The sequence below is a fragment of the Lysinibacillus irui genome (assembly GCF_028877475.1).
Lineage (GTDB): Bacteria > Bacillota > Bacilli > Bacillales_A > Planococcaceae > Lysinibacillus > Lysinibacillus irui.
On record NZ_CP113527.1, the window covers coordinates 437313 to 459952 of the forward strand.

Annotated in this window: 20 protein-coding genes, 1 riboswitch and 1 other annotated feature; of the genes, 11 read left to right on the forward strand and 9 right to left on the reverse strand. The window is 37.6% G+C overall.

Going from position 1 to position 22640, the window contains the following annotated elements; translation table 11 throughout:
• Nucleotides 1–7 precede the first annotated feature (7 nt).
• A complete protein-coding gene (locus OU989_RS02145; protein WP_274795475.1) occupies nucleotides 8–802 on the forward strand; it encodes a carbon-nitrogen family hydrolase in 795 nt (264 codons plus the stop codon).
• A gap of 51 nt (nucleotides 803–853) precedes the next feature.
• On the opposite strand, the gene OU989_RS02150 is transcribed toward OU989_RS02145, so the two are convergent.
• On the reverse strand, nucleotides 854–2422 hold the full coding sequence (locus OU989_RS02150; protein WP_274795477.1) for a PucR family transcriptional regulator: 1569 nt from the start codon (nucleotides 2420–2422) through the stop codon (nucleotides 854–856).
• A gap of 233 nt (nucleotides 2423–2655) precedes the next feature.
• Between OU989_RS02150 and OU989_RS02155 the strand changes: the two genes are divergently transcribed.
• The 3 genes from OU989_RS02155 to OU989_RS02165 are packed head-to-tail and all read left to right on the forward strand — an operon-like array spanning nucleotide 2656 to nucleotide 7007.
• Entirely contained in the window at nucleotides 2656–4068 is a 1413-nt protein-coding gene (locus OU989_RS02155; RefSeq protein WP_274795478.1) for an amino acid permease, read from the forward strand.
• Between the two features lie 23 nt (nucleotides 4069–4091).
• Nucleotides 4092–5621, forward strand: a complete 1530-nt coding sequence (locus OU989_RS02160) for a CoA-acylating methylmalonate-semialdehyde dehydrogenase (protein WP_274795479.1) — start codon at nucleotides 4092–4094, stop codon at nucleotides 5619–5621.
• 33 nt (nucleotides 5622–5654) lie between these two features.
• Nucleotides 5655–7007 (forward strand): aspartate aminotransferase family protein, encoded by a 1353-nt coding sequence (locus OU989_RS02165; protein ID WP_274795480.1) that lies wholly within the window; start codon nucleotides 5655–5657, stop codon nucleotides 7005–7007.
• Between the two features lie 158 nt (nucleotides 7008–7165).
• Here OU989_RS02165 and OU989_RS02170 read toward each other — a convergent pair whose 3' ends face one another.
• Complete coding sequence (locus tag OU989_RS02170; RefSeq protein ID WP_274795481.1) at nucleotides 7166–8332, reverse strand: FtsW/RodA/SpoVE family cell cycle protein; 1167 nt, start codon at nucleotides 8330–8332, stop codon at nucleotides 7166–7168.
• Nucleotides 8333–8573: 241 nt separating this feature from the next.
• Between OU989_RS02170 and OU989_RS02175 the strand changes: the two genes are divergently transcribed.
• On the forward strand, nucleotides 8574–10244 hold the full coding sequence (locus OU989_RS02175) for a HAMP domain-containing methyl-accepting chemotaxis protein (RefSeq protein WP_274795482.1): 1671 nt from the start codon (nucleotides 8574–8576) through the stop codon (nucleotides 10242–10244).
• A 335-nt stretch (nucleotides 10245–10579) separates the two neighbouring features.
• Nucleotides 10580–11533, forward strand: a complete 954-nt coding sequence (locus OU989_RS02180; protein WP_274795483.1) for an L-threonine 3-dehydrogenase — start codon at nucleotides 10580–10582, stop codon at nucleotides 11531–11533.
• Between the two features lie 117 nt (nucleotides 11534–11650).
• Here OU989_RS02180 and trpB read toward each other — a convergent pair whose 3' ends face one another.
• Together trpB and OU989_RS02190 are read right to left on the reverse strand one after the other, a co-directional pair.
• Nucleotides 11651–12814, reverse strand: coding sequence for a tryptophan synthase subunit beta (gene trpB, locus OU989_RS02185; RefSeq protein WP_274795484.1), 1164 nt, complete (start codon nucleotides 12812–12814; stop codon nucleotides 11651–11653).
• A 57-nt stretch (nucleotides 12815–12871) separates the two neighbouring features.
• Nucleotides 12872–13071, reverse strand: a binding site (T-box leader).
• A 67-nt stretch (nucleotides 13072–13138) separates the two neighbouring features.
• Complete coding sequence (locus tag OU989_RS02190) at nucleotides 13139–13621, reverse strand: QueT transporter family protein (protein ID WP_274795485.1); 483 nt, start codon at nucleotides 13619–13621, stop codon at nucleotides 13139–13141.
• A gap of 6 nt (nucleotides 13622–13627) precedes the next feature.
• Nucleotides 13628–13672: riboswitch (PreQ1 riboswitch) on the reverse strand.
• Between the two features lie 320 nt (nucleotides 13673–13992).
• Here OU989_RS02190 and OU989_RS02195 point away from each other — a divergent pair.
• The 3 genes from OU989_RS02195 to OU989_RS02205 all read left to right on the forward strand — a co-directional run bounded on the left by OU989_RS02195 (nucleotide 13993) and on the right by OU989_RS02205 (nucleotide 16915).
• Nucleotides 13993–15015 (forward strand): ABC transporter substrate-binding protein, encoded by a 1023-nt coding sequence (locus tag OU989_RS02195; protein WP_274795486.1) that lies wholly within the window; start codon nucleotides 13993–13995, stop codon nucleotides 15013–15015.
• A gap of 84 nt (nucleotides 15016–15099) precedes the next feature.
• Complete coding sequence (locus OU989_RS02200; RefSeq protein ID WP_274795487.1) at nucleotides 15100–16128, forward strand: ABC transporter permease; 1029 nt, start codon at nucleotides 15100–15102, stop codon at nucleotides 16126–16128.
• Nucleotides 16121–16915: an ABC transporter ATP-binding protein gene (locus tag OU989_RS02205; RefSeq protein ID WP_274795488.1), complete on the forward strand. Its 795-nt coding sequence runs from the start codon at nucleotides 16121–16123 to the stop codon at nucleotides 16913–16915. Before OU989_RS02200 ends, OU989_RS02205 begins: the two co-directional genes overlap by 8 nt.
• A gap of 106 nt (nucleotides 16916–17021) precedes the next feature.
• On the opposite strand, the gene ilvA is transcribed toward OU989_RS02205, so the two are convergent.
• Entirely contained in the window at nucleotides 17022–18284 is a 1263-nt protein-coding gene (ilvA, locus tag OU989_RS02210) for a threonine ammonia-lyase IlvA (RefSeq protein ID WP_274795489.1), read from the reverse strand.
• A gap of 201 nt (nucleotides 18285–18485) precedes the next feature.
• Here ilvA and OU989_RS02215 point away from each other — a divergent pair, with 201 nt between their 5' ends.
• Entirely contained in the window at nucleotides 18486–19229 is a 744-nt protein-coding gene (locus tag OU989_RS02215; RefSeq protein ID WP_274797260.1) for a TerC family protein, read from the forward strand.
• Nucleotides 19230–19274: 45 nt separating this feature from the next.
• On the opposite strand, the gene bshB2 is transcribed toward OU989_RS02215, so the two are convergent.
• From bshB2 to OU989_RS02230, 3 genes are all read right to left on the reverse strand, one after another.
• Entirely contained in the window at nucleotides 19275–19964 is a 690-nt protein-coding gene (gene bshB2 / locus OU989_RS02220) for a bacillithiol biosynthesis deacetylase BshB2 (RefSeq protein WP_274795490.1), read from the reverse strand.
• A gap of 13 nt (nucleotides 19965–19977) precedes the next feature.
• Nucleotides 19978–20328, reverse strand: coding sequence for a YojF family protein (locus tag OU989_RS02225; RefSeq protein ID WP_274795491.1), 351 nt, complete (start codon nucleotides 20326–20328; stop codon nucleotides 19978–19980).
• 647 nt (nucleotides 20329–20975) lie between these two features.
• Nucleotides 20976–21257 (reverse strand): hypothetical protein, encoded by a 282-nt coding sequence (locus tag OU989_RS02230; RefSeq protein ID WP_274795492.1) that lies wholly within the window; start codon nucleotides 21255–21257, stop codon nucleotides 20976–20978.
• Between the two features lie 153 nt (nucleotides 21258–21410).
• Here OU989_RS02230 and OU989_RS02235 point away from each other — a divergent pair, with 153 nt between their 5' ends.
• Complete coding sequence (locus OU989_RS02235; protein WP_274795493.1) at nucleotides 21411–21641, forward strand: hypothetical protein; 231 nt, start codon at nucleotides 21411–21413, stop codon at nucleotides 21639–21641.
• Between the two features lie 46 nt (nucleotides 21642–21687).
• Here the strand turns inward: OU989_RS02235 and thiD are convergent, their stop codons facing one another.
• Nucleotides 21688–22518: a bifunctional hydroxymethylpyrimidine kinase/phosphomethylpyrimidine kinase gene (thiD, locus tag OU989_RS02240; RefSeq protein ID WP_274795494.1), complete on the reverse strand. Its 831-nt coding sequence runs from the start codon at nucleotides 22516–22518 to the stop codon at nucleotides 21688–21690.
• Between the last annotated feature and the right edge of the window lie 122 nt (nucleotides 22519–22640).

Below are 22640 nucleotides of genomic sequence, written 5' to 3' on the forward strand. Positions count from 1 at the left end.
AATAGATATGAAAATAGGTTGTATTCAATTAAACGTTGGCTTTGGCAAAGTAGAAGAAAATTTTGCACGAGCAGAAAACAAGATTCGAGAAGCGGCAGAACAAGGTGCAGAAATCATTGTGCTACCTGAAATGTGGAATACAGGCTATGCACTAGAGAAATTGCCTGACTTAGCAGATGTCAATGGTGAGCGAACGAAAGCCTTTTTGGCACACTTAGCGAAGGAACTTGGTGTACATATTGTAGGTGGTTCCGTATCAATAAAAAAAGGCGATAAATTTTATAATACGATGTATACATTTGATTGCCATGGAGAGCTTGTAGGGGAATATAGTAAGGCCCATCTTTTCCGTTTAATGGACGAGCATCTTTATTTAGAAGCAGGGGATGAAATGAATCGTTTTGCTTTAGGAGATATTGAGGCTGCTGGTGTCATTTGCTATGATATTCGTTTCCCTGAATGGTTACGTGCCCACGCCTTACAAGGAGCAAAGGTATTATTTGTACCAGCACAGTGGCCGACACCAAGGATTGATCATTGGAAAACGCTACTACAGGCTCGTGCGATTGAGAACCAATGTTTTGTCATCGCAGTTAATCGTATTTCAAAAAAGGTAGAAAACTTTAATGGGCAATCTATGATTATTCAGCCTTGGGGTGAAGTACTTTGGATTGGTGCTGAAGATGAAGAAGTAGCGGTCATTGATGTAGACTTTTCTATTGTCGATGAAGTACGCGGAAGAATCCCAGTTTATGACGATCGTAGACCTGGACTATATCAGGATGTTGTTGTGAAAGGGTAGTGAAGAGGCACGCTCAAAAGGGAAGACAACCTGCTGAGCGTGCCTACTTTTTTAGACCTTATCCTCAATTAATGAATTTGCCAATAGCATAAACTCAAGTGTGATGCGGTTATGTCCTTTCATAAAATTTTTACCTAATAAACCTTCAAGCTTTTTTAATCGGTGATAGAGGGTTTGACGAACAATAAACAACTGATTGGCTGTTTGTTGTTTGGAGCCATTTGTTTGTAAATACACCTGTAATGTTTCGAGTAGCTTACTATTATATTTTTTATCGTACTCAATCACTGGCTGAAGATAGTCGTAAATTACTTCCTGTAAATTCACCTGCATTTGTAGCTTATAAATTAAATGATATAAATGCAGATCATCATAAAAAAAGGAGGAAGTTTGTACTTTACGGCAAATATATAAGGTTTCTATGGCTGTTTGATAGCTTTTCGGAATTTCCTCTACGTTACAAATGACTCTCCCAACGGCTACTTGAAAGCCTTGTGTCTGTTGCTTCTTATAAAAATCAGTTTTAGGAAGTGTAGAAAAGATGTTATTTAATATGTCACGAGTTGCTTTGCTGTCTTTTGTATGAAGTAAAATAAAAATAACATAGCTCTTTCTTTCAAATAAAAATGGGATGAAGCCATGCTGTTCAAAGAGATTTCGATAATAGAGTTTACTATAGACGATATCTTCCTGTGCTTTCGGCAATGTATGGGGAGAGGCTAAAATAAAAACAGTTCCACTAGATTGTTGATAGCTTGAGTAATGTGTATCAATAAATTTAAAGATTTCCTCCTTAGAAAGTTTTTGATCAATCCAATCTGCTAAAATGGTTGCATCCTCTATATTCTTCTTTTCCTCGATATAGAATTCCCGCATTAATAGTTGCGCTAATGCCGTTGCTGTACGATCTAATATTAATAATTCAAATTCTGAGAATAGCCCATCTTCTCGATAGAGTGTTAGGTCTGCATAATGTTCATCAAAGATGAAAATAGGCTCATGTTTAAATTGTGGTGCAGATTTGTGCAATGTTTCTAATTGCTGCCGTTTTTTGTGTCCCATATTAGGATAAAAGATAGGCTCTCGCTCTTTAATAGCAAACATGATTTGTGTCTTTAATTCGTTATACATATTTTGCAAAATATCGTCTGTGTTCTGTCCTAAGACTGCATTTTTGTTCAATGCCTGTGAGTAAGATTCTAGCGAAGAAATGAGTAAATATTGCTTATTGATAATTTGGCTATGTAAATCCTGTGTAATGCGAACAAAAGGAACTGCCTCATGAAAAACAATAATGGGAAACTGATGATAGTTAGCAAGTGCTATGATTGCTTCAGGAACTGTTTGAATATAGGAGCCATACTCAATACAGAGAGCGGCACATTTTTTTTGAATAAGGGCTTCTACAAATGCCGCAAAATCCTCAATGCTATGCTGTAGACTAATTCCTGTTGTTAATACTAGTTCTTCACCGACCAAAAAATCATCAACTTGCACGATTTCAAGAACATGTACCCATTTGACAATCCTTGATAATCCCTCGTAACCTGCTACAACCTCTGCCTTTTGAAAATATTTATTTTCCAAAACATCTAGTACTTTTAGTTGAAATGGACTCAATTTAGCTCCTCCTTTTGACATGATTAAATTAAAATGATTTTCTATAAATTCTGTTTAATGTTGTGTATTTTCTTATAAAATAGCAATTATTTTATTTTAAGAATATTTAGTCTATTTTACATTATGTTTAAAACATATGTATAGAATTTTACAGTTTGTCTATTACTTCAACGTTATGAAACATGTAAGATTTTTGTAAGCGATCAAGTAATCTAATAAAAGAGGTGACAGATATGGAGCAACAAACGCATTTACAAAGAGGGTTAAAAAAGCGGCATATGACGATGATTGCTATTGCCGGAGTAATCGGTGCAGGACTATTTATGGGAAGTGGCTCGGTTATTAATTTAGCTGGTCCTGGGGCAATTTTATCGTATATATTCGCAGGAATTATCGTTGTGTTAGTTATGCGTATGCTGGGTGAGATGGCGGCTGTCAATCCAACGAGTGGGTCGTTTGCACACTATGCACATGAAGCCATTGGTCCATGGGCAGGCTTTATGATTGGTTGGCTGTACTGGTTTTTCTGGGTTATTGCCATTGCATTAGAGGCAACAGCAGCGGCAGCAATTATTCAGTATTGGTATGATGGGATTCCTTTATGGCTATTAAGTCTGTTGTTAACCGTAGCACTTACTTTAACAAATGTTGTTTCTGTCAAAGCCTTTGGTGAATTTGAGTATTGGTTCTCTCTTATTAAGGTTGCAAGTATAGTAGTGTTCCTCGGTCTTGGAGCATTTATTATTTTTGGCATTGCACCAAACTTTAATGCAGTAGGCATGACCAATTTAGTAGGGCAAGGTGGTTTTTTACCAAATGGTTTTGGTGCTGTGTTAATGGGTGTTGTTATCGTCATTTTTTCTTTCATGGGAACAGAGATCGTGGCTATCGCTGCTGGGGAATCAGATGAACCTTTAGCGGCCGTAACGAAAGCAACCAATTCCATTACTTGGCGTATTTTAATTTTCTATGTCGGCTCTATAGCGGTTGTTGTGACACTTTTACCTTGGCATTCTTCAGATATTTTAACAAGTCCTTATGTAGCGGTTCTCGATTATATTGGGATTCCTGCTGCCGCACAAATCATGAATTTTGTTGTTTTAACAGCTGTGTTATCATGCTTAAATTCAGCGCTTTATGCAACTTCACGAATGGTATTTTCTCTAGCGGAGAAAGGGGAGGCCCCAAAAGCATTTTTAAAATTAAATAAAAAAGGTGCTCCTGTAAATGCCATTTTAGCAGCAACATTTTTCTCTTATATTGCAGTTATTATGAATTATGTTTCTCCAGATAAAGTTTTTATGTTTTTACTAAGTTCTTGTAGTGCTATAACGCTCATTCTTTATTTAATCATTGCCTTTTCACAATTAAAAATGCGACGGAAGATTGAACAGGAAAACCCGGAGCTATTAAAGGTGAAAATGTGGTTATTCCCTTATTTAACGTATTTCACAATACTAGCAACAACAGCTTTATTAATTGCGATGTTCTTTATAGAGTCTATGCGCTCGCAAATTTTATTCACATGTGTTGTCGTTGCAGTTGTGATGATTTTCTATATGCTTACGCAAAAGAAAAAGACAGTTAAACAAGCCGATGAATCAAGCTCTATTTTCAGCAAGGAAGAGTTTGATTTTGAACAATAATACGATGAAGGAGTGGTCTCATTATGACAGTTCAGCAAGAAATGAAAACGCTAACACATTTTATTAAAGGTGAAGAGGTAGCCGGTACAAGTGGTCGATTCACAGAAGTGTATAACCCATCCACAGGTGAGGTCATTGCAAGAGTACCTCTTGCTTCAAAAGATGAAGTAAAGCATGCTATTCAGCTTGCAAAAGAGGCCTTCCCAGCATGGAAAAAGACATCAATAGGTAAACGAGTAGAAGTGCTACATCGTTTCCGTCAATTGTTAGTAGAAAGACAGGATAAGCTAATCAATATGATTTGTCAGGAAAGTGGTAAAACAAGGGAAGATGCAAAAGGTGAGATTGTTCGTGGTATTGAATCAGTTGATATGGCAATCAGTGCACCCCAAATGCTAAAAGGGGAGTATTCCGTCAATGTAGGTGGAAATATTAATGCTTTTTCTGCCAAATCGCCACTCGGCGTAGTAGCAACCATTGCACCATTTAATTTCCCTGTTATGGTACCACTTGCTATTACAAGTATGGCAGTTGCTGTAGGGAATGCCGTTATATTAAAGCCGTCTGAGCGCGTTCCTATTTCTGCCTTATATTTAAGCCAATTATGGAAAGAGGCAGGACTTCCAGATGGTATTTGGACAGTGGTTAATGGAGATAAAGAGGCAGTCGATGAACTATTAGAAAACAAAGAGATTCAAGCAATTTCATTTGTTGGGTCAACGCCTGTTGCTGAATATATCTATCAAACTGGAACAAAACACAATAAACGAGTTGCAGCATTTGGCGGTGGAAAGAATTTCATGATTGTTATGCCAGATGCCAACTTAGAACAAACAGCCAATGCCTTTTTAGGAGCCGCATATGGTGCAGCCTCTCAGCGCTGTATGGCTATTTCAGGTGCACTTGTTGTAGGTAAGGATACGGAACAACGTTTTACAGAAATATTGAAACATAAAATATCTCAACTTAAGGTAGGGCCATATACAGAGCAAGATGTCGACTTTGGCCCAGTCATTACTAAACAATCGAAGGAAACAATTATACGTTATATCGATGGGGCAGTCACTGAAGGAGCAAATCTTGTCATCGACGGTAGACATCCAAAAGTATGCGAAACGTCTAATGGTTTTTATCTTGGTCCAACACTACTGAACAATGTGACACCAGAAATGACGATCTTTAAAGAAGAGGTTTTTGGACCAGCGCGTATTGTAGTAGGTGTAGATACATTACAAGAAGCGATTGATCTCATAAATGACCATGAACTTGGTAATGGTGTAACCATGTTTACAAGCAGTGGAGCAGCAGCACGTAGATTCCAAGAAGAAATAGAAGTTGGCATGGTAGGGGTTAATGTACCAATACCAATTCCTGTTGGCTATCACAACTTTGGGGGATGGAAACGCTCTAAATTTGGTGAGGGGCATATGTTTGGACCAGATCAAGCGAGATTCTTTACAAAAGCAAAAACCATTTCTGAACGCTGGCCAGATGAAACTGAGGATACAACAAGTTCCTTTGCATTCCCAAGCAATAACGACGCGAAAAGCTAATGCAGTGAAAATAATAAGGAGGGGTGTTTGGCTATGACGCAGACAAATCTTAAAAGTGATGTATTAACAAAGGATGAGCAATATGTATGGCATTCAATGAAACCGTACAATCCACAAGCCACATATGTAGTGGAGAAATCTGATGGTGCCAGAATTATTGATACAGATGGTGTGGAATATATTGATGCGATGGCTGGGCTATGGTGTGTCAATGTTGGCTATGGACGTAAAGAATTAGCCGATGCTGCACATGAGCAAATGATGAAAAATGCGTATGCTCCCTTATCCCAGGGGCATTTGCCAGCAGTCGAACTAGCCGAAAAGCTAAATGACATGCTTGGTGGAGATTACGTAATTTTCTTCTCTAATAGCGGTTCAGAGGCGAATGAAACAGCTTTTAAAATAGCTCGACAATACCACCAGCAAAAGGGACAAAGCTCTCGCTATAAAATTGTCTCTCGCTACCGTGCTTATCATGGGAACTCATTCGGTGCATTAGCGGCAACAGGGCAGGCGGAGCGCAAATATAAATATGAGCCACTATCACCTGGGTTTATCCATGTTGCACCACCTGATCAATATCGCGAGTATGAAAGTGATACTATTGCCCCGTTAGATTTAGCGAGTGTAAAGGCTGTAGACAAAACGATGACATGGGAGCTAGGCGATACCATTGCCGCCATGATCTTAGAGCCCATTATTACAGGTGGCGGTGTTATTATGCCACCGGAAAACTATTTAAAAGGCATTGAGGCAGTATGTAAAAAACACGGTGCTTTAATGATTGTCGATGAAGTTATTTGTGGCTTCGGTCGTACAGGGAAGCCTTTTGGATTTATGAATTATGGAGTAAAGCCAGATATTATTACGATGGCTAAAGGAATTACAAGTGCCTACTTACCACTATCTGCTACTGCGGTAAAACGCGAAATTTATGAGGCGTTTACAGGTTCTGATGCATACGGCTATTTCCGCCATGTGAATACATTTGGCGGCTCCCCAGTGGCATGTGCAGTAGCATTGAAGAATATTGAAATTCTTGAACAAGAAGCATTGTTCGAGCGATCCAAAGAAGTGGGCGCTGCCACATTACAATCTTTACAACAAGAATTGCAGCATCATTCAAATGTTGGAGATGTGCGAGGAAAAGGCTTATTGATTGGGATTGAATTAGTTGTAGATAAAGTCTCGAAAGATCCTTTACCGGTGGAAAAGGTGAATACTGTCATTGCGAAATGTAAAGAGCAAGGGGTCATCATTGGGAAAAATGGGGCAACCGTTGCAGGGTTTAATAATGTTTTAACATTATCTCCACCACTTAATATTTCAAAAGAAGATCTGGAACGCATACTTGAGGTTGTTGTGGATAGTATAAATCAGCTGTAAATAATTGCTGTCTCTTAAGTTAAGTTTAAGAGACAGCTTTTGTATTTTAAAGCATGACAAAGGCGAGACGGATAATCAATACAGATAGAATTACGCCTGTTATTAGCAATAATAAAAGAATTCGCTTTTTTAATGTAATATTCATAAGTTTCCATCTCCTAATCCTCTACCTTAAACATATAACCCTTATAAGATTTATGAATAATCATGACAATTCCCATAAGCATGAAATTCGATAACAATGAACTACCACCATAACTTAAAAATGGTAAGGTTACACCTGTGACAGGCAGGAGACCAATCGTCATACCAATATTTTGAGTAATTTGGAAGGCTAGTAAGCTGGAAATCCCTGCGCCCATTAAAGTCATAAAGGGGTCCTTCGCTTCTACTGTAATAAGAACAATACGGTAAATAACGAAAAATAGTAGGGCAATCACAAAGGCTCCACCCATAAAACCCAACTCCTCCGCTATGGCAGAAAATATAAAATCGGTGTGCTTTTCAGGTACATAGACATTGTTGTTGAGATAACCCTTGCCTGCTAATTCCCCAGATCCGATGGCTAAAAAGCCTTGGCGAACTTGAAAAGATGAATCTGTATATTCATAGGGCTGAAGCCATCCATAAATCCTAGAAACTTGGTGTCCTGACAAGGAACCTAAAATTTTCTCTGTAAAAAATTCGTTAAATCTGACATAGAGCACTAAGATAGTACTAATTATCACTAATGGGATGGCAGTAAAAATGACAAGAAGCTTTTTTTGAATACCTGAAAAGAAGATCATTGGTAAGATCATTGCCATATACAACATTACCATTCCTGTATCGGGTTGTTTATAAACAAGAAGGGTAGGAGGAAGGACAATAAGCCCGATTTTTATGAGTAGCCATAGATCGGCTAGATAAGAGGGGCGTACATTTTTCTCTTGATGTGCAATAATGACCTTACTCACAACAATTAAAAAGGCGAACTTTAAAAATTCTGATGGCTGGAGAGAGCCTAAAAACGGTATTTGATACCAAGATTTAGCTTGATTGATGGTCCTAGCTATACTCTCTGGTGCAATGATTAGTCCAGCCGTTAATAGTACTATCAATCCATAAAATGGCCAGCCAATCCTTTTTAATTGTTCAATATCAAGTAGGGAAATTCCAAACATGATAAAAAAACCAATAAAGTAAAATATAAATTGCTTAATAATGAAGGAACTAGAATATTGAGCGAAGTTGACACTACTAGAATGGACAAAAAGGCAGCTAATACCACCTAGCAGAAGAAGACTTACTATTAAACTAACGTCCAATCTCTTGAGTTGCGACAAATGTAATACCTCCATTCTCTATATACTATAAACGTTGGGAATGCATGGAAGGTTTCAGGAAGTGAATTGGTGTTAATTAGGATCAATAGTATGAAATAAAAAGTATATTAAATTACTTATATAGAACTATCGAGTGGGCAAAAACTCTTAATTCTTCGCGTAATCTTTACAAAAACATAACACTGGCTTTATATCCTCATACTATTATTATTGGTAAGAGTTGGAGAAGGAGCCAAGGATCATGCATTTTTTTCGTTTCATAAAGGTGAAGGACAAGTTACTTGTACTCATGATTGTTTGTGTATTATCGAATGTATTGCTAGGTGTGTTTAGTGTAGATTATTTGAGGAAGATGTCGTGGCATGCAAGTGAGAGTTACACACAGGGACTTGTCCCAATTAGTTTGCTAAATGAGCTTGAAGAATCACAGCGTCAACTAGACTTTATAGTAGATGCTAAGGGTGATTATCAAGAAATGACTGTCGTTTTAAAAGACATGACTATGCCTATTGAGCAACTAGATAGCCAGGAAATCGATAAAAAAATGAGTCATCAGATCAAAAAATATAAAGCTTTGTTCAAGGAGCAGGAAAATTTGATTGAGGACTATAAGCAATTGAACCAAGGAGAGCTAGAGCAGTTTTATTCGCAGACTTTTCTACCCATAAGTCAAGAAAGTCATACATTATTAGAAGAAACACAAAATTATTTAGTTGAAAGAGCTAAAGATCGACAAAAATCTTATCAGAAAGATGTGCAATTTGGATATTGGTTACTAGGGGGTGTATGTTTAACGGTTGTGATGCTTGTCATTCTGATCGGATTTATTGCAACCCAATCAGTCAATGTGCCAACGCGCCAATTAAAGTCATTATTAAAACGAGCAGAGCAAGGAGATTTCACTGCAAATGCTAGTTATGTGGCCCATGATGAGCTTGGTGAGGTAGTATTGTCGTACAATCAAATGACTACTGAGGTGAAGCGTTTACTCCATACTGTAACGGATAGTGCTTATGAAGTAGAGGAAATGACAGGTAAATTACAAGAATCCTCAGAGCAATCATCAACAACAACGTTAAAAATTGCAAAGGATGTACAATCTATTGCTGATTCAACGGCAGCTTCTACAAGCAAATTAGCTTCCAATACGGCTTCCTTAGAGGAAGTTTTACATGATGTACAGGTCATCTTAGAGAAAGTGCAGGTCGTGGAAAGCTTCGCACATCATACAGCACGAGATGCAGAAAGCGGAACAGAAATTGTACAGGCTAATTTAGCACAAATGAAGGCTATTAAGGAGGCTGTTGAAAAATCCAATACAGCGATCTTTAATTTGGTTGAGCGTGCATCATCGATTGATCAAATGATTGAGGTCATTGAAAAAATAACAGCACAAACCAACTTATTAGCGTTAAATGCATCTATCGAAGCTGCTAGAGCAGGAGAACATGGAAAGGGATTCGCGGTTGTTGCTAATGAGGTACGCAAGTTAGCAGAACAAACGGTCCAATCAACACAAACGATTACATCCATTGTCCAGAATATCCATTTAGATTCGAGCTATGCCGTACAAATGATGGAGGGCGTGTTGGTGGCAACTGAAAAAGGTGTTGCTGTAACAGGGCAAACTGCGTCAAGCTTCGATCAAATTTTAGAAAAAGTACATACTATTAAGCCTTATATGATGGAAGTAACTGCCACTGTTCAAGAGATTGCCAATCACACAAAGACAGTAAGTGAGGATGCTGTTATGTTAACAGCTTTATCGGATACGAATACCATGTCTACTAAGCATGTTGCTACACTAACAGCAGACCAATTGGCAGCACAGGAACAATTCAATAATTATATTAAAGAATTGCGCAAAGTATCAAAAGTTTTGCAAATAGCTGTAAAACGTTTTTCGATATAATTTATTCTCAAAGAAAAATGTTGAAAGGGAATCTCCTATGAGAAAGGGGATTCTTTTTTGTTTGTTTATAAAATAGAGTTAACAACAAAATGTGTATCCTTCAGATGTACAAATGTGTTTTATATATTTTTGTAGCACAATATTTTTTATGAGTTCATATACTGAAAGTAAGGGATTGTTTGTTCCTTTTAAGGAATATCGTTAATATAATTGTTGTATTTTCAAAACGAACACATTATAATGAATTTCATTGAAAGTGTTATTAAATCAATGTTTATCAATATATTTTTGTACTTTCCATAAGTACAATTGTTCACATGTGGAGGTTTTGAGAAATGAAAAAGATAATTGTTACTGGGGCACTTGGTCAAATAGGTTCTGAGCTTGTAGAAAAACTTCGTGGTATTTATGGAGAGGACAATATACTTGCTACAGATATTAGAAAGCTTGAACATACTAAGGGCCCATTTGAAATATTGGACGTGACAGATGGACAAAGAATGCATGATCTAGCAAAGGATTTCGGTGCAGATACGATGATGCATTTAGCGGCATTATTATCTGCTACTGCTGAAAGAAATCCATTGTTAGCTTGGAATTTAAATATGGGTGGATTAATGAATGCATTGGAAGTTTCACGAGAGTTAAATATGCAATTTTTCACGCCAAGCTCTATTGGAGCATTTGGCCCATCTACACCGAAGGAAGATACACCGCAGGATACTTTGCAACGACCAACGACAATGTATGGCGTTAATAAAGTAGCGGGTGAGTTACTATGTGATTATTATTTTAATCGTTTTGGCGTTGATACACGTGGTGTACGCTTCCCTGGATTAATTTCCTATGTAACACCTCCAGGTGGTGGTACGACTGATTATGCGGTAGAGATTTTCTATGAAGCGATCGAACAGGGCAAGTATACATCTTATATCCAAGAGGGTACGTTTATGGATATGATGTACATGCCAGATGCTTTACAAGCTATTGTAGATTTGATGGAGGCAGATGGTAATAAGCTAGTTCATCGTAATGCTTTTAATATTACAGCAATGAGCTTTGAACCGTCGCAAATTGCAGCTGAAATCAAGAAACACTTACCGAATTTCACAATGGACTATCAGGTGGACCCAGTGCGTCAGGCTATAGCAGATAGCTGGCCAAACTCTTTAAATATAGAAGCAGCCCAAAAAGAATGGGGCTTTAAAGCAGAGTATGATTTAGCTAAAATGACAGTTGATATGTTAGAAAAACTGAAAATTAAGCTGCATAAAAAGGCAATTTCATAATAGTGTAAGCTACAGTGTTTTAGAGGTAAATCCTAATGGCAAATAATATTACAGAAATTTACTAAAATAAAGTAAAAAGAGCGATGTCCCAAAAAGGGAGATCGCTCTTTTACAATACTATTTTGTTAACATATGGAAAACTTGTTCAACGTCTTTATCACCACGACCTGAGATATTAATAATAATGCTTTCCTCAGATGGTAAAGTTGGTGCTAATTTTAGAGCATATGCAACTGCATGTGAACTTTCAAGGGCAGGAATAATACCTTCGACCTTTGAAAGTACTTGAAACGCCTCTAGAACTTCTTCGTTTGTAACAGTTACATACTCCGCACGGCCAATTGTTTTCAAATGACTATGTTCTGGACCTGCTCCAGGGTAATCTAGACCAGCTGCAATTGAATATGTTGGTAGGGGATTTCCTTCATCATCTTGTAACACTAAACATTTGAAGCCATGTAGCTCCCCAGGCGTCCCTTCGTTTAATGTAGCAGCTTGATCGGGTTCGATTCCAATAAGACGAACGCTTTCATCTGCAATATAATCAGCAAATGCTCCAATGGCATTACTACCACCGCCGACACAGGCAAGGACGGCTGTTGGAAGCTTTCCTTCCTTTGCTAAAATTTGCTCACGACTTTCACGGCTAATGACAGATTGAAAATGTTTAACCATTGAAGGGAAAGGATGTGGTCCAACTGCTGAGCCTAATAAATAGAATGTTGTTTCATAGTTTTCTACTAAATCAGCGAACGCTTCATCAACAGCATCTTTTAAGCGACCTTGCCCTTTATCAACAGCTACTACTTTCGCACCAAGAAGCTCCATACGAAATACATTTAATGCCTGACGTTTTGTATCCTCCAAGCCCATATAAATGGTGCAATCAATCCCGAACATGGCACAAGCAGTTGCCGTTGCTACACCATGTTGTCCAGCGCCTGTTTCGGCAATAACGCGATTTGCTCCCATACGTTTAGCTAGTAAAATCTGGCCTAATACATTATTGATTTTATGTGAGCCTGTATGGTTAAGATCTTCACGTTTTAAATAAATTTTTGCGCCACCTAATTGCTTTGTTAAATTTTCTGCAAAGTAAAGAGGGGATTTACGTCCAACGTATTCACGGAAATAGTAATCCAATTCTTTCTTAAAGTCTTCATCATCTTTATACTTTTGGAAATTCTCGTCTAAAATAGTTAAGACATTTTGAAGCTCCTCTGGAACAAAGCTTCCTCCAAATTCACCAAAATAACCTTTTTTCTCTACTACTGTACTCATCTTTACTCGACTCCTCTATACTATTTTTCCATAAAAAAAAGCCACTCCAATCCTCATAAAAAGGACGAGTAACCGTGGTGCCACCTTGATTCGCATTTTTGCGCGCTCTTCTACTCCGATAACGGGGAGTGGGTCGGCCTTACATTTGGATAAGGCTGCTCTGAAGTCCATTCACAAGTACATACTACTGGTTTGCACCTACCACCAGCTCTCTTGAAGTTACAGTGCTTGCTACTACTCTTCTTCCTTGCATTTATTAGAAAGAATTGTAGAATATTTTCAGAATAGTGTCAAGAAAAAAAGACGAATCCTAAGACTCGTCTGTTAAATCAAATTTTTAAAGTGAAGACGTTTATTTAGTCCATACATAATAGGTGCACCAACTGCTAACACAACAAACTCACCAGCAGCCACTGTTAGCCAAGTCCAGAAGAATGGAAGCTCTAAGGCTAAGTTTAGTTCAAAGGCAATGATAAACATAGTGCATGTAAATAAAAATGTATTAATAATTAAACGTGCCCAAATATTTTTGACAAATTTACAGATTAAAATGAACAGTCCAAGTGTGATCATAGAATGACCAACACCAAACACTAAATCGTAAATGCCAAGTGGTGAAAAAAGATTGGAGATCAATACTCCAATAATGATCCCTACGGCAAAGCGTGGATTAAAGGCCACTAGATGGTTAAAAATCTCGGATACGCGGAACTGTACTTCTGTAAAACCAAATGGTGCAACAAGCATTGTCACAGCAATATATAAAGCTGCAATAATACCACTTGCTGCTAAAAATTTTATCTTCATATTCATTTCTCCTTAGTTTTTTTTCGTGGGATGGTTACGAACCACGGTGCTTTCACACAAGTAAACATTTTATTATAGATATCTAGTAGAAGTCAAATGTCAGACTTTGTCCACAATGACCTAGCGTCGCAAAATTGTCATAAATATTTTTTACTATGTTAAAAAAGAAAACGAATAACTAAAACAGCGTAGTTTAGCGGTTTAAAGCGCCAAATTGAATGATTAGCTAAAATATTTTGTTAAATTTAAAAGTCAGAACATTCATAATGTTGTTGACGAGGCTCAATAATAACGATAATATAGCGATACATTCACACTTTGTTTGGATAAAGTGCGATAGATATTTTAGTTATTAATCGGGGGGATTATTTGTGAAGGGCAATGTAAAAAAGCTGTCATTCCTTCTATTTGGATTAGTGTTACTTCTTGCTGCCTGTGGTAGTGGTGGTTCTAGTTCAACGGATTCAAAAGGGAATGAATCAAACAACGCAAGTGAGAGCGGAAATGCAGATGATAAAACATATAAAATCGGCATTACTCAAATTGTTGAACATCCATCTTTAAATGCAGCAACAGAAGGCTTTAAAAAGGCAATTGAAGATGCTGGATTAAAAGTTGAATATGATTCACAAATTGCACAAGGAGATAACAGTCTTAACACAACGATTGCTAACAATCTAGTGAGTGCAAACGTAGATTTAATTTTTGCTAACTCTACACCTTCTGCTCAAGCAGCTGCTACAGCTACAAGTGATATTCCAATCATCTTCACTTCTGTAACAGATGCTGTTGGTGCACAGTTAATTGAATCAATGGAGAAACCAGGAAAAAATGTTACAGGTACAATCGATTTACATCCTGAAACGATTTCTAAAACAGTAGCATTTCTAAAAGAGCTTGGCGCAAAGAATGTGGGTATGGTCTACAATGCTGGTGAGCAAAACTCTGTAGCACAAGTTTCAGAAGTGAAAAAAGTTATGGGTGAGCAAGGCTTAACGGTTGTAGAAGCTTCGGCATCCACTTCAGCAGATGTGAAACAAGCAACAGAATCGTTAATTGGTAAAGTAGATGCTTTCTATATTATTACTGATAACACAGTGGTTTCTGCGTTAGAATCTGTTATTGATGTTGCTAACACAAATAAATTACCACTTATCGTAGGAGAGCTAGACTCTGTTGCACGAGGCGGTTTAGCTGCTTATGGTTTCGAATATTTTGATATTGGCTATGAAGCTGGACAAATGGCTGTGAAAATTTTAAAAGGTGAAGCTACACCTGCTGATACACCAGCACAATATCCACAAAATCTAAAACTACTAATCAATAAAAAGGTAGCGGATGATTTAGGAATTGAAATTAAAGATTCTTGGGGTGCAGAACTTCTAGAAAAGTAAAACGAAGCGGGGGAGAACTATCCCCGCTTTATCTTCATTTATAAGCGGTATAAATAAAAAAGAGATTTAGGAGATGATTCAACGATGTTTTTAGCATTATTTGGCGCAGTGGAGCAAGGAATCATCTATGCAATTATGGCACTTGGTGTATATTTAACATTTCGGGTGTTAGATTTTCCGGATTTAACGGTTGATGGAAGCTTTGTAACAGGGGCGGCAACTGCAGCAACAATGGTCTTGCTTGGCTACCACCCAATCTTAGCGACTTTAGTGGCAATTGTTGCTGGATTTATTGCTGGATGTATGACAGGAATTCTCCACACGAAAGGGAAGATTAATCCGCTATTATCAGGGATATTAATGATGATTGCATTGTACTCAATAAACCTACGTATTATGGGGTTTACTGCAGAAAATACGATAGGTCGCCCGAATATTCCACTGCTAAATTCAGAAACGATATTTTCAAAGTTTCAAACATTTTGGAGTAATTTAGGGATCGATGATGCTCTTAATAACCTATTAAAAGGCATGGGATTTCAGCATGTACCAGGTACATGGAGTGTGCTGATTGTCGTATTAATCATCACGATTTTAATTAAATTATTAGCAGACTGGTTCTTAAAGACTGAGGTAGGGCTTGCTATTCGAGCAACTGGTGATAATAAACGAATGATTCGTAGCTTCTCAGCAAATACAGATACACTTATCATTCTAGGTCTAGGACTTTCTAATGCACTTGTCGCATTTTCTGGAGCTTTAATCGCACAATACTCGAAGTTCTCCGATGTTAGTATGGGGATTGGTATGATTGTTATCGGTCTTGCTTCGGTTATTATTGGTGAAGCCATTTTTGGTACAAAAACAATTATTCGTACTACTTTTGCAGTCATTGCTGGCGCGATCATTTATCGTATTATTCTAGCATTAGCTTTACGTGTAGATTTCCTTGATTCAGGAGATATGAAATTAATTACAGCAATCATCGTTATTTTGGCACTTGTCTTACCGCAATTTATCAATAAGACTAAGGAGCGCAAACGAAAGGCGAAACGTGCTGCAGAACTTAAACCAGTAAAAACTGTAGAGCGAGGGGGAAAAGGCCTTGCTTAAATTACTTGGCATTAATAAGGTGTTTAATGAAGGAACACCAGATGAAAAAATTGCACTTGCAGAAATTAATCTTCACTTAAAACCAGGGGATTTTGTGACAATCATCGGTAGTAATGGAGCAGGGAAGTCTACGATGATGAATATGATTTCAGGAGCTTTAACACCTGATTTTGGGACAGTGTCCATCGATGGTAATGATGTGACGAATTTACCTGAATATAAACGCTCGCAATATATTGGTCGTGTGTTCCAAGATCCAATGGCAGGTACAGCACCTGCTATGACAATTGAAGAAAACGTCGCATTAGCATACTCAAGAAATAAGAGCAGAGGCTTACGTATCGGTGTAGATAAAAAGCGCCGTGAATTTTTCAAGGAATCATTAGAGATGCTTGGTTTAAATCTTGAAAATCGACTTTCCGCAAAAGTAGGCCTACTGTCAGGTGGGGAACGTCAAGCATTGTCATTATTAATGGCTACATTCACGAAACCGTCTATTTTATTGCTGGATGAGCATACAGCTGCACTTGATCCATCTCGTGCAGAGTTAATTACTCGGATTACAAAGTATCTAGTGGAAAAAGATAATTTAACGACATTAATGGTCACGCATAATATGCAACAAGCTTTAGATTTAGGGAATCGTCTTATAATGATGGATAAAGGGCAAATCATTTTAGAGGTTGGTGAAGATCGTAAACATAAATTAACCATCCCAGATTTAATGGCTGAATTTGAACGCATACGTGGTGAAAAAATGAATTCAGATCGTGCTTTATTAGGATAATTGGAACGCTAAAAGGAATCGAGAACTTTCACGCTCGATTCCTTTTGTTATTTTCTTAAGTTGATGACCAAATCAATTCACCTGCTAAGCAGTGAGACTCTTTATTTTAAACTAGTAAGCCAAATAGTTGAAGGTCATTGTTTACTTCTTTGTATTTGAAGCCAAACTCATTCATTCGCGCTAGCAACCCTTCATAATCAGCTCGATCGCCAAGTTCAATACCGACTAAGGCAGGACCACTTTCTTTATTGTTTTTCTTAGTATATTCAAACGTAGTGATGTCATCATTTGGTCCTAGCACACTAGTGAGGAATTGGCGTAGTGCGCCTGCACGTTGAGGGAAGCTGACAATGAAGTAGTAAAGCAACCCTTCATGAATAAGCGACTTTTCCTTAATCTCCTGCATTCGTCCAATATCATTATTACCACCACTAATAATGACAACGACTGACTTACCTTTAATTTCTTCCTTATAAAAATCAAGAGCTGCAACTGACAGTGCTCCAGCAGGCTCGGCAATAATCGCATGTTTATTATATAGATCTAAGATTGTTGTACAAACTTTGCCTTCAGGTACAAGTAGTATGTCGTCTAAATAGCGACGACAAACATCATATGTGTGATGACCGACGCATTTTACTGCAGCTCCATCGACGAATTTGTCAATCCAATCAAGAGCCACCGCACCACCTTCAGCAAAAGCAGCTTTCATACTGCCCGCTCCAGCCGGTTCGACACCAATAATTTTACTAGAAGGGGAGAGGTTTTTCACGTAGGCAGAAACGCCTGACATTAAGCCACCACCGCCAATACTACCAAATACGTAGTCGATTGGTTCCTCCATGTCATTCATAATTTCAACTGCTACAGTTCCTTGACCCGCAATAACATCGAAATCATCAAATGGATGAATGAAAATTTTACCGTGTTCCTCACAGTAACTTAACGCGCTTTCGGCAGAGTCATCAAATGTATCGCCTGCTAAAATAATCTCTACATATTCACGGCCAAACATGCGGACTTGATCTATTTTTTGCTTAGGTGTTGTTTGGGGCATAAAAATGCTAGCTTGAATTTTTAATTGTGCACAGGCGTAAGCTACACCTTGTGCATGATTTCCTGCACTTGCACAGACCACACCCGCATTGCGTGCTTCATCTTCAATTTTTTTAATTTTATAATAGGCACCACGAAGTTTGAATGAGCGTACATGCTGTAAATCTTCGCGTTTAAAATAAATATTTGCTCCGTATTTCTCGGATAAATAGTCGTTTTTTTGTAGTGGCGTATGCACAACTACATCTTTTAAAAAATGATGTGCAATTAAGACATTCTCTACTTGCACGGTTCTAGTATCAGCAACTTCCATAGTATTCATCCTCCGTTATACGTTTAAAACATTCATCTATAATAGCACACTTTTTTTGCTTTTTGTGATTAATTTTTAGTAAATTCTAAATTTTCCGTGTCTATTTTAAAATGTAAGCGTTTTATCAAATAAATACAACTCTCATAACAAAAATGGTCAAGCATATACTAGATTAGCTTAGGACAAGTGGGAGGGTAAATGGTGGAGATCATTCAAGGAATTCTATCTACATATAGGCAATTTTTTGATTGGGCCATGTGGCAGGAAGTATTGACCGACCCTGTATCTTGGGGGCTAATTTCCTCATTAATTATAATAGAAGGATTGCTGTCAGCCGATAATGCACTAGTATTAGCAGTACTCGTTAAACATTTACCAGATAAACAACGTAAACGAGCGTTAATGTATGGGATGTTAGGTGCCTATTTTTTTAGATTTTTATTCATTGGTATAGGGGTATACCTTGTAGAGTTTTGGTTTATTAAAGTGTTAGGTGCTTTATATTTGGCTTGGCTCTGTGTGGCTCATTTTCTTCACATAGGGAATGAAGATAGTGTGAAAGAAGTAAAAAAATCAGGATGGATGGTACGTTTTTTTGGCACCTTTTGGGCAACGGTCATCTCTGTTGAACTAATGGACATTGCATTTTCAATCGATTCCATATTTGCTGCCTTTGCCGTATCAGATCAAGTGTGGGTGCTTTTAATTGGAGGAATGTTAGGGATTTTAATGATGAGAACGATTGCAGGTGTTTTTTTAATCATTATCGAAAAAATTCCTGAGCTCGAAGCAACAGCCTTTATAATTATTGGGGTCATTGGCTTAAAAATGTTAGTGAGTGTTGTCAATATCCATATACCACATTATTTATTCTTCTTATTCTTAGTAGTTGCTTTTCTAATCACCATGGTTGTGCATATTATGAATAAAGTAAGAGCTTCCTAATAAAAACGTTCTGTTCTCAAAGATAAAATGAGAACAGAACGTTTTTTATTTTACATATTTGTCAGGATCAACAATATAGAATTTTTCAACATTGAGCCAGCTCTCACTCATTGGTTCACCGTCATCAATGCGTTTTTCAGTTTCCTGCATCATCCAGCCCGTTTGTGATGCATGGGCTTGTAATGCTTTTAATTTGTCCATTCTCATTTCACGAATATCGTAGACAATATGCGGTTCACCATTTTTTTCAATCGTATCATTGGCAAAAGCGCATCCAAATACTTGTGGACGAGCAGCCTTTGGCATACGGCGTACAGCCTCTACAACAGCACGCGCTGTTGCTTCGTGGTCTGGATGAACTGCAAAACCAGGTAAGAATGTGAAAATTAAAGAAGGCATTAGCTCTTCAATTAGACCTTCCACTAATTTTACCATTTTCTCATCATCTTCAAATTCAATTGTTTTATCTCGCAAACCAAGCATACGTAAATCTTGAATACCCATTGCCTCTGCTGCTGCTACTAGTTCCTTACGGCGGATTTCAGGTAAGGACTCACGCGTTGCAAAGGGTGGATTACCTAAATTACGTCCCATTTCGCCTAATGTTAAACAGGCATATGTAACAGGTGTATTCATTTTCTTTGTATAGTAGGCGATTGTACCGGCAACTGAAAAAGCCTCATCATCTGGGTGAGGGTACACAATTAAAATATGACGTTGTGGTTGTAAATTCAAATAATCGTCCCCCTTAGTAACTAAATGGCGTTTCACTAATTTCAAGTGCAATCGCCAATTTTCCAGAATAGTCTAGTCCAGCCATTAATAAACGGCCTAAATCATCTAATTCAAAATGTGTAATGCCTTGTGCATAAACCCAACCATGAGGTAATTTTAAACCAACACGATGCGGTGCATGATCTACCACTTTAGCAAGCTCATAATTAATCTTAGCATTGCGAATAAAAGCACCTGCATTAAAGAATTTTTCATCATAGTGTGCTGCATAAGAACCGTTTGTCGTCTCAAGATGAATATAAACGTCTTTGTTGGCGAAAGAATTCAGCAATTCTTGCAACGTCTCTACTTGTACTTCTTGCATCTTAACACTCCTCTCGATCATTTCTCCTTTTAGTATAGTAAAAAAAATTCGCAAAGGGAAATTGATTGCTTTGGTATTAAAAATTCATGATTTATTTACATTGAGCCTCGGAGTTATTGCTACTTACACTTTGTTTTGGAAGTAGATAAATAAACGCCAAGATTTTTTTAGACTGGCAAGTAAAATTTAGCGAGAATGATTAACTAAACAAACTCATACATTTCTCTAATAATTCTGAGACGTCTTCAAGGTAAATGAATCATCATCTCTTAATCTATGATAAATTTTTAAGCAATATTCTTGAAAAAATTATTGTAATGTATCAATATAGGGAGTGTGAAAATAAATATGTACAAAATGTGTCGTTTTGTATTGTATCCATCTTCACATCCTAATAGATATTGCAACCATGACTTCTTCCTAAATCGTGTGTGTAGACAGCTCCAGCTGTTAGAGGGAGTATTATTTCGGTAATAACGAACTCTATCTTGGTACAATAGATGACGTTCCTTTAACAGGTATACAGGTTGCTGTGAAAAAGGAAGAAAAATGAAGCTCATTATCATAGTATAGTAAAAAACCGCGATTCTCTTTTATGACGGAGAGTCGCGGTTTTTTATTGAGTTTTTGTGTAGGCTATGTATTCGTTAGTATCGATTAAGCTTGCGCTCTATCGCATCTAAACGATTGTTCATATTTTGTAGCTGCTTATACATTTGCCTCATATAAAGATTTTGATCTTGGGTTTCAGTTGTCTTGGCCTGTGCTAATTCTTCCTCCTCCTGCAGAGCTAATATGGTGGCAAGGGTGGATAATGAGTAACCAAGTGTTAATATAATGGAAGAAATTACTTCAACTTTTGAAGAGGTGATTTCTCCTGCTAGTAATCCTGATTCTTCCGTTACGTCCTCTATCTTGTTTTTTTTCATCTTTTCCCCTCCCATACAGCTAATATATGGGATACGAAGTCCTAACGTATCTTGTCCCATTTTAACTTTAGCTGATACGTAAACAATAAAGAATCGTTTAAAGATTGTAATATTCTGAAAATTAAATAAAACTTGAAAACAGGGGAAAGAAAGGTGGCAGCGACTGCATTATTAACCTCTGTAGCATTAGATGACAATAAAAAACCTGCGTTAGTTCCCCGTGTTATCCCCGAAACGGTGGAGGAAACGAGGTTGCATGAAACTGCTTCAGAGCGAGCAAAGGCACGTGCTGAGCGTAAAAAGGAAAGTAAGGCTTTAGCCCAATTTATTTCAATAAATGACCCATGGGATTATAGGCTTGAGATGATGGAGAAATATCTGTAAAGAAAAGGGATGTCTCAAATAACTTTTGAGGCCATCCCTTTCTTAATTAAACTTCAGTTACTGTTACTTGTGGAGCACCATAACGGGATTTTGCTCCGTGCATGACAGGACCAACATAGTCATTTAGAGCCCAGCCATGTGCGATGGCAGCTGATACAAATTCTTTTGCCTCAATAACAGCATCTTTAATAGAAAGACCGTTGGCAAGGTTTGCCGTTACAGAAGCAGCAAATGTACAGCCTGCACCATGGTTATTAGTCGAAGCAACTTTCTCGGATTCTAATAGGAAGAATGTTTCTCCATCGAAGAATAGGTCTATTGCTTTTTCTGTTGCTAGTGCTTTTCCACCTTTGATGACAACAGCTTTTGCACCTAGTTCATGGATTTTTCGTGCTGCTGTTTTCATTTCATCTATTGTTTTGGGTGTACCTGTCCCAGCTAATTGTCCAGCCTCGAAAAGATTAGGTGTTGTGACTGCTGCTAATGGTAAAAGATGTTGTATCATAGCATCTGTGTTACCAGGGTTCAGGACTTCATCTTCTCCCTTACATACCATCACAGGATCGATAACTACATTTGTTGTGCCTGATTTTGCGATAGCCTCACCAGCAATACGAATGATTTCTTCAGTTGATAACATACCTGTTTTAATGGCATCAATACCTGTAGAAAGAGCTGTGTCAATTTGCTGTTGTAAAAGCTCTGTTGGGAGTGGAGTAACATGATGTGTCCAGCCGTTCGGATCCATTGTTACGACAACTGTTAAAGCTACCATACCATATGTACCGTGCTCTTGAAATGTTTTTAGGTCGGCTTCCATCCCAGCTCCGCCTGATGTATCTGAACCAGCAATTGTTAATGTTTTTTTTAGAGTCATGTAAAAGATCTCCTTTATCGTAATTAAATTTACCATTTAGTATAGTCTGAATCTGATTCTATAAAAATAGCCAGAATATGATATTTATATAAGGTCAGTTTGAAATGACGCTTGAATTCAAG

Coding starts and splice junctions, on each gene's coding strand:
- OU989_RS02145 (WP_274795475.1), top strand. CDS start 8: ATGAAAATAGGTTGTATTCAATTAAACGTTGGCTTTGGCAAAGTAGAA.
- OU989_RS02155 (WP_274795478.1), top strand. CDS start 2,656: ATGGAGCAACAAACGCATTTACAAAGAGGGTTAAAAAAGCGGCATATG.
- OU989_RS02160 (WP_274795479.1), top strand. CDS start 4,092: ATGACAGTTCAGCAAGAAATGAAAACGCTAACACATTTTATTAAAGGT.
- OU989_RS02165 (WP_274795480.1), top strand. CDS start 5,655: ATGACGCAGACAAATCTTAAAAGTGATGTATTAACAAAGGATGAGCAA.
- OU989_RS02175 (WP_274795482.1), top strand. CDS start 8,574: ATGCATTTTTTTCGTTTCATAAAGGTGAAGGACAAGTTACTTGTACTC.
- OU989_RS02180 (WP_274795483.1), top strand. CDS start 10,580: ATGAAAAAGATAATTGTTACTGGGGCACTTGGTCAAATAGGTTCTGAG.
- trpB (WP_274795484.1), bottom strand. CDS start 12,814: ATGAGTACAGTAGTAGAGAAAAAAGGTTATTTTGGTGAATTTGGAGGA.
- OU989_RS02190 (WP_274795485.1), bottom strand. CDS start 13,621: ATGAAGATAAAATTTTTAGCAGCAAGTGGTATTATTGCAGCTTTATAT.
- OU989_RS02200 (WP_274795487.1), top strand. CDS start 15,100: ATGTTTTTAGCATTATTTGGCGCAGTGGAGCAAGGAATCATCTATGCA.
- ilvA (WP_274795489.1), bottom strand. CDS start 18,284: ATGGAAGTTGCTGATACTAGAACCGTGCAAGTAGAGAATGTCTTAATT.
- OU989_RS02225 (WP_274795491.1), bottom strand. CDS start 20,328: ATGCAAGAAGTACAAGTAGAGACGTTGCAAGAATTGCTGAATTCTTTC.
- OU989_RS02230 (WP_274795492.1), bottom strand. CDS start 21,257: ATGAAAAAAAACAAGATAGAGGACGTAACGGAAGAATCAGGATTACTA.
- thiD (WP_274795494.1), bottom strand. CDS start 22,518: ATGACTCTAAAAAAAACATTAACAATTGCTGGTTCAGATACATCAGGC.